Annotated in this window: 15 protein-coding genes; 11 read left to right on the top strand and 4 right to left on the bottom strand. The window is 40.2% G+C overall.

The annotated features are described in order from the left end of the window. Positions 1 to 25: 25 nt before the first annotated feature. Positions 26 to 1,942, bottom strand: coding sequence for a heavy metal translocating P-type ATPase (locus ACEN3Z_RS04495; protein WP_407089807.1), 1,917 nt, complete (start codon positions 1,940 to 1,942; stop codon positions 26 to 28). 337 nt (positions 1,943 to 2,279) lie between these two features. On the opposite strand from ACEN3Z_RS04495, the gene ACEN3Z_RS04490 reads away from it, so the two are divergent. The 9 genes from ACEN3Z_RS04490 to ACEN3Z_RS04450 all read left to right on the top strand — a co-directional run bounded on the left by ACEN3Z_RS04490 (position 2,280) and on the right by ACEN3Z_RS04450 (position 10,715). After that, positions 2,280 to 3,119, top strand: coding sequence for an ABC transporter permease (locus ACEN3Z_RS04490; protein WP_407089806.1), 840 nt, complete (start codon positions 2,280 to 2,282; stop codon positions 3,117 to 3,119). After that, entirely contained in the window at positions 3,112 to 3,891 is a 780-nt protein-coding gene (locus ACEN3Z_RS04485) for an ABC transporter permease (protein WP_407089805.1), read from the top strand. Before ACEN3Z_RS04490 ends, ACEN3Z_RS04485 begins: the two co-directional genes overlap by 8 nt. A 19-nt stretch (positions 3,892 to 3,910) precedes the next feature. Next, positions 3,911 to 4,951 (top strand): ABC transporter ATP-binding protein, encoded by a 1,041-nt coding sequence (locus tag ACEN3Z_RS04480; protein WP_407089804.1) that lies wholly within the window; start codon positions 3,911 to 3,913, stop codon positions 4,949 to 4,951. 24 nt (positions 4,952 to 4,975) lie between these two features. Then, positions 4,976 to 6,043 (top strand): PotD/PotF family extracellular solute-binding protein, encoded by a 1,068-nt coding sequence (locus ACEN3Z_RS04475; protein WP_197103003.1) that lies wholly within the window; start codon positions 4,976 to 4,978, stop codon positions 6,041 to 6,043. A gap of 79 nt (positions 6,044 to 6,122) precedes the next feature. Beyond that, positions 6,123 to 7,835 (top strand): adenine deaminase C-terminal domain-containing protein, encoded by a 1,713-nt coding sequence (locus tag ACEN3Z_RS04470; RefSeq protein ID WP_407089803.1) that lies wholly within the window; start codon positions 6,123 to 6,125, stop codon positions 7,833 to 7,835. A gap of 2 nt (positions 7,836 to 7,837) precedes the next feature. Further along, the gene (locus ACEN3Z_RS04465) at positions 7,838 to 9,160 is read left to right on the top strand and encodes an amidohydrolase (RefSeq protein WP_407089802.1); all 1,323 of its coding nucleotides are present in this window, start codon (positions 7,838 to 7,840) and stop codon (positions 9,158 to 9,160) included. Positions 9,161 to 9,271: 111 nt separating this feature from the next. Next, positions 9,272 to 9,691, top strand: coding sequence for an Rrf2 family transcriptional regulator (locus ACEN3Z_RS04460; protein ID WP_407089801.1), 420 nt, complete (start codon positions 9,272 to 9,274; stop codon positions 9,689 to 9,691). Positions 9,692 to 9,755: 64 nt separating this feature from the next. Continuing rightward, positions 9,756 to 10,136, top strand: coding sequence for an FAD-dependent oxidoreductase (locus tag ACEN3Z_RS04455; RefSeq protein WP_407089800.1), 381 nt, complete (start codon positions 9,756 to 9,758; stop codon positions 10,134 to 10,136). A gap of 12 nt (positions 10,137 to 10,148) precedes the next feature. Continuing rightward, entirely contained in the window at positions 10,149 to 10,715 is a 567-nt protein-coding gene (locus ACEN3Z_RS04450; RefSeq protein WP_407089798.1) for a class I SAM-dependent methyltransferase, read from the top strand. 217 nt (positions 10,716 to 10,932) lie between these two features. Here the strand turns inward: ACEN3Z_RS04450 and ACEN3Z_RS04445 are convergent, their stop codons facing one another. After that, positions 10,933 to 11,190, bottom strand: a complete 258-nt coding sequence (locus ACEN3Z_RS04445; protein ID WP_138403861.1) for a hypothetical protein — start codon at positions 11,188 to 11,190, stop codon at positions 10,933 to 10,935. 258 nt (positions 11,191 to 11,448) lie between these two features. Between ACEN3Z_RS04445 and ACEN3Z_RS04440 the strand changes: the two genes are divergently transcribed. Further along, positions 11,449 to 12,345, top strand: coding sequence for a mechanosensitive ion channel family protein (locus tag ACEN3Z_RS04440; protein ID WP_407089797.1), 897 nt, complete (start codon positions 11,449 to 11,451; stop codon positions 12,343 to 12,345). A 33-nt stretch (positions 12,346 to 12,378) separates the two neighbouring features. Here ACEN3Z_RS04440 and ACEN3Z_RS04435 read toward each other — a convergent pair whose 3' ends face one another. Beyond that, a complete protein-coding gene (locus tag ACEN3Z_RS04435; RefSeq protein ID WP_407089796.1) occupies positions 12,379 to 13,020 on the bottom strand; it encodes a YczE/YyaS/YitT family protein in 642 nt (213 codons plus the stop codon). A 190-nt stretch (positions 13,021 to 13,210) separates the two neighbouring features. After that, positions 13,211 to 13,660, bottom strand: coding sequence for a universal stress protein (locus tag ACEN3Z_RS04430; protein ID WP_407089795.1), 450 nt, complete (start codon positions 13,658 to 13,660; stop codon positions 13,211 to 13,213). A gap of 205 nt (positions 13,661 to 13,865) precedes the next feature. Between ACEN3Z_RS04430 and ACEN3Z_RS04425 the strand changes: the two genes are divergently transcribed. After that, positions 13,866 to 14,519, top strand: coding sequence for a hypothetical protein (locus ACEN3Z_RS04425; RefSeq protein ID WP_407089794.1), 654 nt, complete (start codon positions 13,866 to 13,868; stop codon positions 14,517 to 14,519). Positions 14,520 to 14,570: the final 51 nt, after the last annotated feature.

Here is a 14,570-nt window from a genome sequence, read left to right as displayed (position 1 = left end):
TAGTAGATCCTTCATACAAAAATATTTAAAAACTCTTCAACATTCGTAAGGCATTCAAGATCACGAGAATCGTACTTCCTTCATGCATCACCACGCCTAGGCCAATATCCATCTTACCTAAGAAGTTCAACGTTACTAAGGTGACCACTACAATCATCGAGAAGATAATGTTTTGCCATGTAATCTTATTCATCTTTTTCGTCAATCGATGCGCGTAGGCAAGTTTACTTAAGTCATTTTGCATCAGAACCAGATCCGCAACGTCCATCGCGACATCGGTTCCCTCACCCATCGCAATCCCAACATCAGCGGTAACCAAGGCCGGCGCATCATTGACGCCATCGCCCAACATCGCTGTGAGACCGTACCGCTCTTGTTGGTCTTTGACAATCGAAGCTTTATCTTCTGGCATCACATTCGCTTGAACCTCATCAACGCCAACTTTTCGACCAATCGCCTCGCCCGTTAGCTGAGCGTCTCCAGTGATCATTGTCGTATGAATGCCCGCCTCTTTAAAGTACGCCACCGCACTTTGCGCAGCTTCATTAGGTACATCCATCAAGGCAATCAGTCCAATCACCCAATCTTCGCGCCCGATATACACCACTGTCTTTCCTTCTTGAGCTAATCGTTCTTTGAGTTGATTATACTCTGGGCTAACCTTATCAAAGGAAGTTGGTTTACCAATCCGATAATGCTGATTGTTGTAAGTTGCCGACAAGCCTTGTCCTACAATGTTCTCTACCTCTAAAGACAAAGTGCCCGATCCTGGGAAATGCTTAATAATCGCTGACGCTAATGGATGATTCGATTGCTTCTCCATCGATACAACAACATCAATTAATTCTGCTTCATCAAGCTCCTCGTCATATTCAAAGTCGGTCACTTCCGGTTTCCCGTGAGTTAATGTCCCTGTCTTATCAAAGGAAACAGCCTTAAGATCCGCTAACTTGGATAAATATTCCCCACCTTTAACTAGAACACCTTTTCTAGACAGATTCGATATCGTAGCTAACGTCGTTGGAATCGCACTGGCGGCGAGTGCACAAGGTGACACCGCAATGAGATACACCATCCCACGGTACCAACTCATCTCCCAAGTCCAATCAAAGACGAAGGGCCCTGACAAGATGACAAAGGGGAATAAGAATAAAACAAATGAAACGTATTTAGGCTCCAGACGTTGAATCAAGGTCGCTGTCTTCGTGAGACTACTTTGCGATTCATTCACCATCTCCAGAATTTTAGCAAAAACCGTCTCAGAGCTATCTTTTGTCACTTGCATTGTAAAACTACCCGATTCATTCATCGTACTCGCAAATACTTCATCACCGACCGTTTTTTCTTTAGGAATACTCTCACCGTTAATCGATGATTCATCCACTGAACTCGTTCCTTGAAGAATAATACCGTCGGTCGGAATTTGATCGCCATTTAATACTTGTAATGTATCGCCCACTTTGACCTCTTCAACGGAAACTAAGTGTGTCTCACCATTTTCAAGCACTAACCGTGCCTCAGTGGGGTTCATCTCAAGTAAATTCGTAATTTCCTTCTTACTTTTCCCATCGACATAACTTTCTAAGAAATGTGCTCCGGCAAAGATGACAATTAATAAGGCACCCTCTTCACTATTGCCAATGAGAACAGCACCCAAAGTAGCGAGCGCCATCAAGAAATGAATGTTAGGCATGAAGCGTTTCAACTTCAAAGTATTAGAGATGGTGTCGCCAACACCTTCCATAATGACATGGTAACCTGCCGTTACGATTGATGCCAAGAAAGCGCTAGTAGCAAGTAAGTTATTATTTGTAAATTCGAAATAGAGCCCCACAAAGAAAGCAATTAACCCGATAAAATACAAGACAACCGGTAATTTACCATGATGTTGATGTTCATGCTCAGTGTGAGCCTCGTGATTATGTTCTTTTATTTGATTCATCACTGCCAACTCCTTTACGTTAAGTGTAATGATTACGCTTCATATGAAAAATAAATCATATGTTAGTTATATAATACATGAACATTCACTGATATAGCAAGTGGAATGAGGTCTTAGTTTTCTCTAAGATTCCAAGACAACTAAGCCCATCCAATCCGATGGCTGTCAATATGAAACTAACATTTGATAAAAGTAAATTCTCTCTGGCTTACTCTTTATCTAAAACACGAACATTCATCATTTTAGCTCTTTTGATTATTCGTCATCTATTGTCATATTCTCCCTAGAAGTTATACTCTTTCAGTAGAGTATTTTACTTTTTAAGGAGGAATTATTTTTGTCTTCTAAACACATCCCGTACATTGTGATTACACCGGGATTCATATTGTTAGTTGTCTTTCTAGTCATGCCTTTGTTATCCATTATTTGGCCGACATTTTATGATGGCGCTTTTACCTTTGAATCCTATGCGTCATTTTTCTCAAGTAGTTTCAATTTGAGTATTCTATGGCGGACCGTTAAGCTGTCTTTAATCGTCACCTTATTCACAATTATCTTAGGTTTGCCAACGGCTTATTACATCTCTCGCACAGGCAAGAAGTGGCGTTCGCTCTTGATGGGCTTCGTTCTCTTTCCATTATTAACGAATTCTGTTGTGAGAAGTTTTGCTTGGATTAATATTTTAGGTACAAATGGGATTGTGAATCAATTCTTACTGAATACTGGGCTGATCTCGCAACCATTGAAGTTATTGTACACAGAGTTTGCGATTGTGATTGGTTCAATCTATCTTTTCTTGCCATTAATGATTACGACTTTAGTGGGAATTTTAGAGAACATTGATACTGAAATGATTGAAGCAGCTGAGACACTGGGAGCGAATCCGCTTGTTGCCTTCGTTAAAATAATCTGGCCCTTAAGTATTCCTGGTGTCATTGTGGGAAGTATCTTAGTGTTCACTGGGACCTTTACCGCTTATACGACGCCACAATTACTAGGTGGGAATCAGAATATGATGATGTCAACTTTCCTCTATCAACAAGCAATGTCTTTAGGTAATTGGCAAAGTGCTGGCGTGATTGCTTTGATTATGATTGTCACAACGATCCTTGTCATGAATGTCTTTAATGCCATTGCGAATATGGTTGACCGTAGAGGAGGCGATCTTAATGCGTAAACAATTTGGCTTGAAACTCTTTGTCATTCCTGTTTTTCTATTTCTATTTATTCCCTTATTCATTATCATTGTGACCTCTTTTGGTGAGAAGCCAACGATTCAATTCCCGATTGAAGGTTTTACCTTAGATTGGTATGCGAATGTCTTTACAACGGGTGGCTTTCTAACGAGCTTTTGGTTGAGCTTGCGTATTTCATTTCTGGCGACGCTCTTAGCCTTAATTATTGGTGTCCCCGCTGCTTATGCCTTGTCGCGTTATGAATTTCCCGGTCGTACACGGTTGAAGAGTTTCTTCCTGTCCCCGACGATTATTCCTGGGGTGGTTGTTGGTTTTGCTTTGTTTCAGTTTATTGTGATTCGGATGCAAATTCCAATTTTCATTGGTTTGCTTTTAGGACATTTCTTAATTAGCTTGCCTTACATTATTCGCGTCGTGGGTTCAAGTTTAGAGCAATTAGATATGTCCCTTGAAGAAGCAAGTTGGACTTTAGGTTGTACACGTTTGGAAGCCTTCTTTAAGATCGTTTTACCTAATATTACTTCAGGTATTTACGCTGCTTTTATGTTGGCCTTTATTAATTCATTCAACAACATACCGGTGTCACAATTTTTAACGGGCCCGGGCTTTACAGCCTTACCTACGAACTTAATGGGTTATATCGAATATAACTATGATCCAACAGTTTCGGCATTATCTGTTCTGTTAATGCTACTGACAATTATCTTAATGATTATTATTGAGAAGACTTTAGGTCTCGCTTCAATATCTTAATAAGGAGGACGCCAATACAATGGCTTTTGTTAATTTGAATGACATTCGCGTCAGTTATGACGGGAAGACAGATATATTAAAAGATTTAAACCTCTCCATCGAAAACGGAGAACTTGTGTCACTGCTCGGTCCATCGGGTTGTGGAAAGACAACAACTTTGCGTGTCATTGCTGGATTAATTGATCCTAATGATGGGCAGTTTACAGTGGATAACGAAGATTTGACTGCTACACCCGTACATAAACGCCAATTCGGAATGGTCTTCCAGTCTTACGCCCTGTTCCCGCATTTAACGATTTTTGAAAATGTGGCCTTCGGTTTAAAAATGCAAAAAGTAGACAAACAGACGATTAAAGAAAAAGTCACTGCCATGCTTGAAGTGACTGGCTTAGCTGACTTTGCTGACCGTTATCCTAAACAGTTATCCGGTGGGCAAAGACAACGGGTTGCTTTAGCTCGCGCTTTAGTTATTGAGCCGAAGTTATTATTACTAGATGAGCCTTTGAGTAACTTAGACGCTAAATTACGTGTCTCTATGCGTATGGAAATCAAACGAATTCAAAGACAATTAGGTATTACAACTGTCTTTGTTACCCATGATCAAGAAGAGTGTTTCTCAATCTCAGATAAAGTAGCTGTTATGAACAACGGAGTCATTGAACAATACGCAACACCTGAGGAGATTTATCATTCTCCTAAAACAGAGTTCGTTGCTCGTTTTATTGGCTTTGAGAATTTTATTAATCTTACAAAACAAGCAAGCGGCGCTTACGTTACTGATAACGGTACCGCGATTCATACAACTCAAGCGGACTTAGACCGAGCAGAAGTGAAGGCAACAATTCGCCCAGATGATATTCTAATCATTGACCATACAATTTCTGAAGAGAATACAATTGTTGGTAAGATTTTAGTTCGGACATTCTTAGGTAAAAGTTACCAATACGAAGTGGAGACTCCGGTTGGTAAGTTAATTGTCAATGATGACTCACAAACTCTGTATCAAAGTGGCGATCAAGTTACTCTTTATCTAACACCAGAAAAATTAATTTTAGTTTAAAACATTCTTAAAGGAGAATATATAATGAAAATTATTAAAACATCTGTATTAGCTTTAACATCAGTTATGGTCCTTGCGGCTTGTGGTAATTCAGACACGGCTTCTACTTCAGACACAGCATCTGCTCAAGATAATGGTGAATTAATTGTCTCGACGTTTGCGATTTCAGAAGATGTGATTCAATCTGACGTCTTTGCTCCATTTACTGAAGCAGAAGGCATTAATATTACGCACGAAGTTGGGAATTCAAGCGAACGCTTTACAAAATTACAAAACAACCCACACTCAACCATTGACGTCATTGAACTATCTCAAAACAACGCAGCTTCAGGGGTTGCGGAAGGAATGTTCGAGCCTTTAGACGAAGAAAAAGTACCGAATTTAGCTTTATTAGTAGACGGTGCCCAAGATGCTGTGGATTCAGCTGGAGCGCCTTATACAATGAATAGTATCGGAATTATCTACAATGAAGAAGCGGCTGGCATGACTATCGATGAGTGGTCTGATTTATGGGATCCTGCTTTAGAAGGTAAGATTTCGATTCCAGATATTACAACAACGTTTGGTCCAGCGATGTTACACGTTGCAAGTGATCACGCAGGTGTTGATATTACAACTGATAATGGTGAAGCGGCTTTCCAAGCTTTAACAGACTTAAAACCAAACATTACAAAAACTTATACAAAATCATCTGACTTAGCGAACCTTTTCCAATCTGGTGAAATTGTTGCAGCCGTTGTTGGTGACTTTGCTTACCCAATTATTTCTGAAGCAAACCCAGATGTGCAATTCATTGTCCCTGAATCTGGAACTTATGCAAACTTCAATACTTTAAACGTCGTTGCTTCTTCAGAAAATAAAGAAGCGGCTTATGCTTTCATTAACTGGAAACTCAGTGAAGAATTACAAACACAAACAGCCAGCTCATTAAATGAAGCCCCAACAAATGCGGACGTTGAATTAGACGAAGAAACAGCTGCTAATAAAACTTACGGTGATGTTGCTCAACGCGCCAAAGCCATTGACTTTACTTTTGTTAACGAGAACTTAGACGAGTGGATTAACACTTGGAATGAATTGATGAACCAATAGTCTTTAGCTCACTTTTGAAAAGATGAAATTTCGGGGAGTCACCTGAAGTTTCATCTTTTTCTCATTGTTCTTGAAAGGATTGAATAAATTGATTGATTTACTCATTGAAAATGGGCAAGTATTTAATGCCTTCTTAAAATGCTTTGAAAGAAAAAATATCGCGATTATTAACGACCGTTTCTACTATATTAAAGAGACTGATTTGCGTTATTTAAATCCGAAAGAGATTGTGGATGCCTCGGATAAATTTATTGTTCCAGGTTTGATTGATATTCACATGCATATTGAAAGCTCGATGATTCCCCCATCAACCTTCTCTGGAGCTGCCCTGTCTCATGGAGTGACAACAGTGGTTGCGGACTCTCATGAGATCGCGAACGTCTTTGGCATTGAAGGTATCTATGCGTTTATGGCACAAGACACGGTAATGGATATCTTCTACGCGATTCCTTCATCGGTTCCGTCGACGGTTCCCGAACGCGAAACAACAGGCGGAATGATCGGTGTCGCTGAAGTGAGGGAGTTATTGGAACATCCAAAAGTAATTGCTTTAGGCGAAGCTATGAACTTTAAAGGTATTACCTCTGAACCAGATTCACTGATTCGAAATATTCTACAAACAGTGCAGAAGAACAAGCCTTTCATGCCTCTCGAAGGCCACATTCCCCGCGTTGAAGGTGAGGACTTAGCTAAGTTTATGTATGCCGGTTTAAACGCCGACCATACCCACCAATCTCCTGAATCCATACTAGAAAAGGTTGGGAGCGGGATTTTTATTGAGTTGCAAAAGAAATCACTAACAAAAGAGAATATTGCGGTAATTAATGAACATCAGCTCTTTGAACATGTCGCTTTAATTACTGATGATATTATGCCTGATGACTTGTTAGAGGGACATTTGAACGCCAACTTGCGTCTTGGTATTCAGGAAGGCTTAGACCCGGTCGATGCCATTTATATGAGTACATACACGCCGGCGCGCCGGATGGGCTTTCAAGACCGTGGTGCCATTGCGAGTGGGTTAAAAGCGGACTTTATTCTGTTGAATGATTTGGATACTTTCGAGATTGACTGCGTTTATAAAGATGGCCGTTTAGTTCATCGAGCCGGTGATGCCTTGGCTTTTGATCAAGAGGCTTTAGACTTTCCAAGCCACTTCTATTCGTCTGTTAACTGTGCTGAACTCACCCTCGATGATTTACGAATTCCGGTGCGTGAAGATGTGTCTGAAGTGATGTGTAATGTGATTCAAATTCAATCTGTCGGGACCTTTACCGAACATGTGAAGCGACCGGTTAAAGTGAAGAATGGCTATTTGGATTGGGAAGGTAGCGGCTTGTCATTAATTATTGTTCAAGAACGATATGGGAAAAATAGACAAGTTGGTTATGGGCTCGTAGAAGGCGCATTGAGTGACAAAGGTGCTGTCGCAACGACTTGGGCACATGATCATCATAATTTAATGGTCATGGGAACATCAAGTGAAGATATCTTACAGGCGCAACGCGAAGTTTTACGTCTGAATGGGGCTTATGTTGTTGCGCAAGGCGGAGAAGTTGTCGCAACTTGTCCCCTGCCGATTGGTGGAATCATAAGCGATAAAGCATTACCTGAGATTGGTCGCGATTTAAAAGCGGTGCGCCAGGCTATGATTCATTTAGGATATGACAATACAAATGAAATTATGTCTTTTTCTACGTTATCCCTTCCAGTGTCGCCTCAAATTAAAATCACAGACTTTGGTATGATGGATGTACATACACATCAACTGATTCCATTAATGGAGGATTAAGCATGAAAACATTAATCAAAAACATTCATTTAATTACCTTGGACGCACAATTTACACAATTCGAAGACGCCTTTTTAATGATTGACGGTACGCAAATTGTGGGCTTTGGCGACGCTAGTCAAGCTCCTTCTGAGGCGGATTTCGATACAGTGATTGACGGAAATGGTGCCATAGCTATGCCAGGTATGGTGAATACCCACACGCATGTAGGAATGATTCCTTTTAGATCGCTTGGAGACGACACACCCGACCGGTTAACGCGCTTCTTATTTCCTTTAGAACATGAATGTATGACGAAAGAATTAGCCTACCATAGTGCTAAATATGCCATTGCAGAAATGCAACTTGCTGGCGTAACAACTTTTTTTGATATGTATTATTTTGAAGAAGAAATTGCAGTAGCAACAGATGAAATGCATGCTCGCGCGATATTGGGCGAATCTGTCATCGATAAAAGTCCGGACAGTGAGATTGAATTTGGTGGCTTAGCTTATAGCGAAGATTTTATTCCACGTTGGTTAAATCACGACCGCATTACCCCTGCAGTTGCGCCTCACGCGCCTTATACCAATACGGATGAGTCGCTCATTGCTGCGAGTGAATTGGCTCGCAAATATTATATTCCTTTCTCCATTCACCTGAGTGAAATGACTTTTGAGATGGATAAATACCGTGAAGAGTATGGTCAAACACCCGTTGAATATTTAAGTCAGCTCGGCGTATTAGATGAGAAAACCTTGGCTGCTCATTGTATATTCGTGGCTGATTCGGATATCGCCTTAATGAAAGAAAAGCAAGTTTCAGTCGCGCATTGTATCGGCGCGAATACGAAATCAGCTAAAGGCGTGGCACCACTCTCTTCAATGTTAGAGGCCGGTTTAGCTGTCGGATTAGGGACGGATGGACCGAGTAGTGGCAACACGCTCGATTTATTCACACAAATGCGGATGGTGGCGAATTTTCATAAGACGCATACAGGAAACCGTGCTGCCTTCCCTGCACGAGAGATTGTTCGCTTAGCTACATTGGGTGGGGCTGAAGCGATTGGGATGTCAGACTCAATCGGATCGATTGAAGTTGGGAAAAAAGCTGATATTGTGTTAATTGAAACTGATTCGGTGAATATGTTCCCAATCTTCGATGTTTACAGTGCTTTGGTTTACTCTGCGAATGCTTCAAATGTGAGTCATGTCTTTATTGATGGGAAGTTAGTTGTGGAAGATAAGAAACTAGTCTTGGCTTCTATTTCTGATTTGCGCGGGAATTTAGCTAAGGAAATGATTTATTTCACTGAAAAAGCGTTGGAGTTTAGTGAAGATTTATAATTTAGCAGGAACTATTTTTATAGTTCCTATTATTTTTTTCTTGCTTTTGTTTTTTATTTCCTTTATATTTAATTCCAGACAAATTGAGTCTTTAATTAAGGAGGCCATGTTATGAAATATTCAAAAGCAACGAATTACGCCCTGCATTCGATGGTTCATTTAGCTATGGAGTCGGATCGTGAAGCGGTTCGGGTTGAGGATTTGGCTAGTCGCCAACATCTGTCGCCGAGCTATTTGTCTAAGATTTTGACTAAATTATCTAAAGCCGGGCTTATTACGTCAACACCTGGGGTTAATGGCGGCTACCAATTACTTGGATCACCTGATTCATGTTCATTTTTAGATATTATTCAAGCTGTCGAGGGACAGGAAGCCATGTTAAATTGTACGATGACTCATGAAAGTACGCATCATCACGAATGTTTAATTGAAAATGCGATTTCTGAGGCTGAAGTTAAGATGCAGGAAGTTTTGGCGCAGAAGACTATCGGAGACATTTTAAAAGAAGTGCACGCAAGACAACAGCATTAGGCTAATATTGAAATAATTATTAACCAACTGGACTGATGACTTAGTTGTTGCTACTAATGGATTGGTGGTCTTTGATTCAGAACAAAAAGCACTCTTAGAGGGAAATAACATTCGACTTATCGAAGATACGATTCGTGAATTAAAGGGTTCTGACGGGCAACTTGAGAGTGTCCATTTTGAAGGTGGTGAGATTCTTGAGCGTACGGGAGGTTTTATTACGACAGAATTAAAACACCCGATGCCATTTATTGAGCAACTGGATCTGGAAGTGAGTGAAGCTGGCTTTGTTGTGACGAATATGATGGGACAGACAAATATCCCAGGCATCTATGCTGCTGGTGAAATTACGGGTCCTTCTCAGCTCATCGTCTCTGCCAGTCAAGGTCATATGGCCGGTATTGGTATTATCGCCCAAGCAAGTCAAGCGAATTTTAATCGCATTTAAGGAGAGAATTGAATGAATCATATACACAAATTTAACCAACTAGCATCGCATTACGACTCATCAAATAATATTAAAATGGCTGAGCTCGCAACTGAAGCCATCCGCCCTTTTCTAAATGATGAGCGCTCGGAAAAAGTGGTCGACTTAGGCTGCGGAACCGGCTTAGTCGGCTTGGAATTACTTGAGGACGTGGATTCAATGTTATTTGTGGACGGGTCTGAGAAAATGCTGGAACAAGTCGAGTTGAAACTTGCTGAGAAATCCGCACACAATGCATCGGTTCGCTTGATGGATTTTGAAAAAGGTATTCAACTTCCCGAAAAAGTCGATACGATAATTATGTCACTTGTCTTGCACCACATTCCTAATTATCAAGCATTGTTAGCGTCGCTACTTGAACAGTTGAATGAAGACGGCCGATTATTACTGATTGAAATGGGTAAACAAGGTCATGGACACGGCTTTGACATGAATCAGTTGGCTGAAGAAGTTCAGACAGCAGGCTTTGGGAATGTAGAAGCAGATATGTTCTTTGAAAATCAAGAAAGCTCGCGCTTTTTATTGCGCGCGACTAAATAATAGATGAAATCCACCTCAAATTGATGATTTGAGGTGGGTTTTTTGGTTTTCGGGGCGTCGTGTGGTGGCACGACGCTCCGTATTTTCGTTTGCGGTACGTCGTGAGTGAGCTCGACACTACGCATTTGAATTTGCGGTACGTCGTGGGCGATCACGACACCACGGAAACAGATTTGCGGTCCATCGCGCTGAGTCACGATGAACCGCAAGGTCATTTTTAACCAATAATATAGATACTTACTGCTGATATAATACAGAACACTCCTAGAATGGTCATCGCAATTGAAGTGAGGTTCCATTTTTTGTCGTTTTTATAATAAATTTCCCAGGCAGTATAGAGTTGTGGGATTGAAACAGCAAAAAGTAGTAGTGAAGTGAAGATATGCCTTGATATGAGGTCATTCATTTGTGCAATAAATGCTCCAATGATGATAACAGCACTGATACCTCGTGTAATTGAATTTAGATTGTTCACTTGTCTCACCTCTTTGCTTTCATTCTAACATAAACTGAAAATAATGAGGTGAGACACTGTGAACACTTACTTACGCGTCTAATTTGAAATGCTTATTAAATTTAACCTATAATGAATGTAAGGCAAACATAATTAAGTTGGCTTTGCAGGGCGTCGTGAGTGAGCACGACGCTACGGAAATTGACTTGCAGTACGTCGCGCCTCGTCACGACGCCCCGCAAGCCCAACAAATAAACATTTAAGGAAAGGAGTTGACTAATGTCTTATTTAAGAAATGCGATTAATAATATTTTTTCTTCATTTGATTTTCAAGGTTTGCTAGAAGATGGACTTAGCGCTATCTTCCGGATCGTATTGACCGTCGCTGCTTTATGGCTTGTACGGGTGTTAGTTGAGAAAATTATTACAACTTACTTTGAAAACACAAAGCGCTTTAAGTTTTATAATTTTTCAAGAAACAATACGATTCAACGACTATTGCTGAATATCGTTCTTTATACATTTTACTTCTTCGTTGGTTACAGCGTACTTTCAATACTTGGCATTCCAGTGGGAACTTTAGTTGCTGGAGCTGGGATTGCGAGTTTGTCGGTTGGTTTAGGAGCGAAGGATTTAGTTTCAGATTTGGTGAATGGTTTGTTTATCTTGATTGAACACCAATTTGATGTGGGTGATCACATCGCCATTAACGGTTATGAAGGGCGCATTTACAGTATTGGGGTGCGAACTACGGTGATTCGCGATTATAACGGGATTCATCATTTTATACCCAATGGAAATATTCAAGAATTGTCAAATCTGTCGCGCGAAGCAGTCCGAATTGATTTGGATTTATTGATTCCCACAGATATTAACTTTGCGGCCTATGAAGAGTTACTTAAAGACACTTACCGTCAAGTCATCGAGTCCGATGATCAAATTAATGACACGACGGAATTTATTGGCTTGATGAAAGACAAACACGGACGACTCATCTATAAAATACGGATTTGGGTTAAAGACGCTGATGATGTGGTTGACGTCGAGGGACGTTATTACAAGTTATTCGCCGATGCTTTAAATGAAGCAGGCCATCCAATTCCAATGAGTGAATTGTCACGCATGAATACAATGGTTCAAGTTGAGAAAGAAAATGCAGATGATATATTTTCTTAAAAGCAAAAGACGCCTGAGATAGGCGTCTTATTTTTATGCTTTTTCTTCGACTTTATCGGATAGTTTACTTGTGAAACGGTTGGAAAAGAAATCAATCAACGGACCAGCCAGGAAACCAGTGATGAAGGTTGAAACGCCAACTGGACCCCCAAGAATCCACGCAGTAATTACAACAATTATATCTTGAATCATTCTGACAGTTTTGTAACTCGCTGAAACGCGGTCAGTGATGACTGGCGCTATCGCATCATAGGGTGATACCCCAAGATCAGCGTCCATATATAAAGCGACACCGAAAGTAAAGATTAAAATCGCGACCACTGTAATTAAAAGCTGAACGATAAAGGCAAACTGAGTTGGGTCTATGAATGACTCTAACATGCTGATAAAGAATTCAATCATGTAACCAACAAGCACTAAGTTAAAAATCGTCCCCCAGCCAATAATCTTCCGGTCAAAAAACAAAATAATTGCCAAAATCGCAGCATTGACAAATAACTGATAATTCCCCAAAGTAAAGCCAAGTAACTCACTCGCACCTGTGTTAATCGCAGTGAATGGATCCAAGCCCATATTCATTGTTTGGCTCAATGCAGCCCCAAAACTGATGAGGGTAATACCCATTAAAGACATTAACGCCTTCCATATAAATTCTTTCCCATTTATTGAAAACATAAATAGCTCCTTAAAATTTAGTTTTATCTCTATTCCTTAAGGTTAATACAATTGGAGGTAAATATGCAACTGATTCGATTATAAGTGCTGTTACAATTCAAAAAAATGCCTACTAAATCTTTAGATCTAGTAGGCATTATTGACTATTTAAATACACTGTTCAGATCCTTTCTCAACATCATGTGTCAATTTATTCACTTTCTTTTGGTCTTACTACTAATACGTCACACGATGCATGACGAATAACATTTTCCGATACAGATCCCATAAAGAATCTTTCAACGGCACCCATACCTCTCGCACCCATGACAATTAAATCAATATTCTCGCGTTTTGGAATATCTTCAGCAATGACATATTTTGGAGATCCCATCTCAAGGATTGTCTCAACATCTGTTAAGCCACGCCCTGTCGCTAAATCCTTCGCATCGCTCATCACACGGTTACCTAGGTCTCTTAATGCATCCCTAAAATGAATATCCGAACTTGATGTCGCTTGGATTGCTCGTGTATCTAATACATGTAAAATAAATAGTTTGGCATTATTCCGTTCAGCAATTGCTACGGCTTTATTCAAAGCCAACTCAGCGCCTTCAGATCCATCTGTCGCAACTAATATGCGTTGATACTCATGTAACATTTTACACACCTCCTGTATGTCTTATATATTTATTATAACACATAATGAATGCGCTTACTTAAGAGAAGCTTAATATTTCTATAAAATGGATATTATTTTAGATAGTGACTTGTTTATAGTAGAATTTAGTTAAAAGGAGGAGAGATGTGTCAAAGAATTGTGGCAATTTCAAACTCGAGCGCATTTTAGAAAGAGGGATTCAAATATGAAAAACAACGCACTCAAACGTATTCTAGCGTCCATTCTATTCGCTGCGGTACTATTTGCCGGCTTTAGCTCTGCAGTAACCGCTGAAGAAGCAACTGAAAGTGTTGATACTAGCAACTACGCACCTGGTTTATTCTATCCCTATTATGATCACATAGGAGTTGGCATGGAATTTGCGCCTTTTACCTTAACTTTAGATTATGAACCTGATGAAGACGGGATTTACCAAGTCAGTCGTGCCAATACAGGTAATACTGTCTCTTATGTCTATCAATTGACTGAAGATGGTGTCATCGAATTAGCTTACTACCCAAATTCGTACGAAGGCGAAGACTTCCGTTATCACGAAGACTCCCTAGATGAGCAAGTCGCGACATTCTTCCCAGCAGAGTTAGCGGCTGGAGACACATTTACAAGAGGTTACCGCGATGAACTAGAGTTTACAGTCACGGATATTCTCGCTGAACATGAAGTTGAGGGTGAAACGTATCATGATGTCTTAGTGATTGAATCGGTTATGCCAGAGGGTGAGGTACAACGATACTACTACGCCCCTGAAATTGGTGAAATCGCTTCTGAATATATCTTTGATGACGAAGGAAATGCTATTACCACTGCATTGAGTGAATATGGAGAAGTTCCAGTTGAATAATTTGTATGAGTCAATTGCAAATAAACAAGGGGGCTGACAGTTAATCATTGT

Source organism: Ruoffia sp. FAM 26254, assembly GCF_045528545.1.
In the GTDB taxonomy this organism is placed as follows: Bacteria; Bacillota; Bacilli; order Lactobacillales; family Aerococcaceae; genus Ruoffia; species Ruoffia halotolerans.
Note: the sequence above shows the minus strand (reverse complement) of the source record. Positions and strands in the feature narration are given on the sequence as shown.

Coding starts and splice junctions, on each gene's coding strand:
- ACEN3Z_RS04495 (WP_407089807.1), bottom strand. CDS start 1,942: ATGAATCAAATAAAAGAACATAATCACGAGGCTCACACTGAGCATGAA.
- ACEN3Z_RS04485 (WP_407089805.1), top strand. CDS start 3,112: ATGCGTAAACAATTTGGCTTGAAACTCTTTGTCATTCCTGTTTTTCTA.
- ACEN3Z_RS04480 (WP_407089804.1), top strand. CDS start 3,911: ATGGCTTTTGTTAATTTGAATGACATTCGCGTCAGTTATGACGGGAAG.
- ACEN3Z_RS04475 (WP_197103003.1), top strand. CDS start 4,976: ATGAAAATTATTAAAACATCTGTATTAGCTTTAACATCAGTTATGGTC.
- ACEN3Z_RS04465 (WP_407089802.1), top strand. CDS start 7,838: ATGAAAACATTAATCAAAAACATTCATTTAATTACCTTGGACGCACAA.
- ACEN3Z_RS04460 (WP_407089801.1), top strand. CDS start 9,272: ATGAAATATTCAAAAGCAACGAATTACGCCCTGCATTCGATGGTTCAT.
- ACEN3Z_RS04450 (WP_407089798.1), top strand. CDS start 10,149: ATGAATCATATACACAAATTTAACCAACTAGCATCGCATTACGACTCA.
- ACEN3Z_RS04440 (WP_407089797.1), top strand. CDS start 11,449: ATGTCTTATTTAAGAAATGCGATTAATAATATTTTTTCTTCATTTGAT.
- ACEN3Z_RS04435 (WP_407089796.1), bottom strand. CDS start 13,020: ATGTTTTCAATAAATGGGAAAGAATTTATATGGAAGGCGTTAATGTCT.
- ACEN3Z_RS04430 (WP_407089795.1), bottom strand. CDS start 13,660: ATGTTACATGAGTATCAACGCATATTAGTTGCGACAGATGGATCTGAA.
- ACEN3Z_RS04425 (WP_407089794.1), top strand. CDS start 13,866: ATGAAAAACAACGCACTCAAACGTATTCTAGCGTCCATTCTATTCGCT.